The 2,192-nt window shown below is 41.5% G+C and carries 1 protein-coding gene; it reads left to right on the top strand.

Annotated features, from left to right (window positions below):
• Positions 1 to 262: 262 nt before the first annotated feature.
• Positions 263 to 2,192: bifunctional serine/threonine-protein kinase/formylglycine-generating enzyme family protein (locus VB693_RS22465; RefSeq protein WP_323268199.1), on the top strand; the 1,930-nt coding region annotated here is incomplete at its 3' end.

The raw sequence follows: 2,192 nt of genomic DNA, 5'->3' as shown, positions 1-2,192 counted from the left end.
TTGTGAATGTATCACCTGACATTGTGAATGTATCGCCTGACATTGTGAATGTATCGCCTGACATTGTGAATGTATCGACTAACTCTAAAAGACTTGTGTGTACACAGTAGGCTTTTAGGCTGGGTAGTTGTCAACAAATTACGAATTACGTTAACGTAGCGGGACGCAGTCCATTACGAATTACGAATTAATTTCGCCTTGTCAGATTTAACGCTTAACAATTACACTGAGATTAATTAAGCTTATCAGGGTTTATACTCACTTGAACACGCTGGCGGGACGCTACGAAATCATCAAGTTACTAGGCGGCGGTGGTTTTGCTGTCACATATCTGGCTAGAGATAATTACCAACCTAGTAAACCCTTATGTGTTGTTAAACAACTGCGTCCCAACCAAACCCAAAGCCGCGTCATCGAATTTTTTGAGAAAGAAGCCGCTATCCTCGAAAGGCTGGGAAAACATCCCCAAATTCCCCAACTACTCGCACACTTTAACCAAGACCAAAATCTATATATAGTACAAGAGTTTATCGAAGGACAAGATTTAAGTCGAGAAATAGTCCCTGGTAAGCGACTGAGTGAAAGTTATATCACCAAGCTTTTACAAGATGCACTAGAAATCCTCTCCTTTGTCCATCAACACGGAGTCATTCACCGCGACATCAAACCCCAGAATTTGATGCGTCGTCAAGATGGCAAGATTATCTTGATAGACTTCGGTGCAGTCAAAGAATTAGGGACATTATTGATTAATAGCCAAGGTGAAGTTAATTCTAGCGTGGTGATTGGCACACCTGGTTATATGTCCTATGAACAGTATCGCGGTAAACCTTGTTTTGGTAGCGATATTTATGCGTTAGGGGTAATGGCTATTCAAGCTTTAATCGGTGTTTTGCCATCAGAATTAGAAGAAGACCCCCAAACCGGCGAAATTATCTGGCAAAATCAAGCACAGGTAAGTAATCATTTAGCTGAAGTATTAACTAAAATGGTGCGTCATCACTTCAGTATGCGCTACCCTAACGCCACAGAAGCATTACAAGCTTTAATCTCGGTCTCAGCACCATTACCACCGACGGTTTTATCTGAGGTTAACAAGGAATTATATCTGCAAGAAGTCACAACTCGCGCCCAGCAGGGTGAAGGTAATTTTTCTGTCATTGCTTTGAGAATATTAGAATCTAAGCGCGTTGAGTTGGGGTTATCGGAGGAGGAAGCAAGAGAAATTCAAGAACAAGTTCTGCAAACTTATCGGGAGTATGAACGCAAGTTACAAGAGTATGAGCAGACATTGATTGATGTAGTCAAGCAAGAATATCCTTTTAGTCAGCGAACCAAAAAGGAATTACAAGACTATCAGCAATCTTTGGGATTACGGAATGAAGATATTGCAGCGATAGAAGCAAGAGTATTTGCGCCACTACAGTCAAAATCTCAGCAACAGCAGCAGCAAGCCGAATTACAGCAACAGCAGCAGCAAGCGGAAAGATTACGCCAAGAACAGCAGCAAAGACAAAAACAACAGGAAGCATCTAAGGCTAAATCTAACACCAGTATTAAAACTCAACCCTTTGAATTTGAAACCGCTACCATTACACTTACAAATTCAGGGTTTTTGGGTTTAGGAGGAAAGAAACATAAAATCAACCGCATTCGGGGACGCGCTGAGTATTTTAGAGAAAACTTGAGTAATGGCGTGGCTTTAGATATGGTGGCGATTCCTGGTGGTAAATTTCTTATGGGTTCACCAGAAGATGAACCAGGACGATATGATTTTGAAAGTCCACAGCATAAAGTTACAGTCAAACCCTTTTTCATGGGTAAATTTCCCGTCACTCAAGCACAATGGCAAGCCGTTGCTGGTTTTGCTAAGGTGAACATTGATTTAAATCCTAACCGATCTACTTTTAAAGGTGCTAACCGCCCGGTGGAAAAGGTTTCTTGGCATGAGGCGGTGGAGTTTTGCGCTAGATTATCTCAAAAAACTGGGAGAATTTATTGTTTACCAAGTGAAGCGGAATGGGAATATGCCTGTCGTGCGGGGACGACTACTCCATATTACTTTGGTGAGACAATTACCAAGGACTTAGCGAATTACGACAATAGTTACCAACAAACAACCGATGTAGGAAAATTTCCTGCAAACCCTTTTGGTTTATACGATATGCATGGAAGTATATCGGAATGGTGTC

Source organism: Anabaena sp. UHCC 0399 (genome assembly GCF_034931465.1).
Lineage (GTDB): Bacteria > Cyanobacteriota > Cyanobacteriia > Cyanobacteriales > Nostocaceae > Trichormus > Trichormus minutissimus.
This window is presented reverse-complemented; position numbering and strand designations above follow the sequence as displayed.